The sequence below is a fragment of the Pseudomonas sp. 43(2021) genome, assembly GCF_017490805.1.
Taxonomy (GTDB): Bacteria; Pseudomonadota; Gammaproteobacteria; order Pseudomonadales; family Pseudomonadaceae; genus Aquipseudomonas.
This window is the reverse complement of sequence record NZ_JAFGYJ010000573.1, coordinates 1-434: the sequence shown is the minus strand read 5'-3', so window position 1 is coordinate 434 and position 434 is coordinate 1. Positions and strand designations below refer to the sequence as shown.

Annotated in this window: 1 pseudogene; it reads left to right on the top strand. The window is 71.9% G+C overall.

Annotation, left to right across the window (positions count from 1 at the left end):
• Window positions 1-434: pseudogene (locus J5M71_RS28760) on the top strand (selenocysteinyl-tRNA(Sec) synthase); the annotation flags it as partial.

Here is a 434-nt window from a genome sequence, read left to right as displayed (position 1 = left end):
GCCGACATCGTTACCTTCAGCGGCGACAAGCTGCTCGGCGGCCCGCAGGCCGGGCTGATCGTCGGCAGCAAGGCGCTAATCCAGAAGATCAAGAAGAACCCGCTCAAGCGCGCCCTGCGCGTCGACAAGCTGACCCTCGCCGCGCTGGAGGCGGTGCTCAACCTCTATCGCGACCCCGACCGCCTGGCCGAGCGCCTCACCAGCCTGCGCCTGCTCAGCCGCCCGCAGGCGGAGATCCGCAGCCAGGCCGAACGCCTCGCCCCGGCGCTGGCCGCCGTGCTCGGTGAGCGCTGGCACGTCGCAGTAACCGAGGCCTTGGGCATGATCGGCAGCGGCGCGCAGCCGGTGGCACGCCTGCCCAGCGCCGCCCTGTGCATCCGCCCGCAGCAGTCCAGGCGCCTGCGTGGTCGCAGCCTGCGTCAGCTGGAAGACGC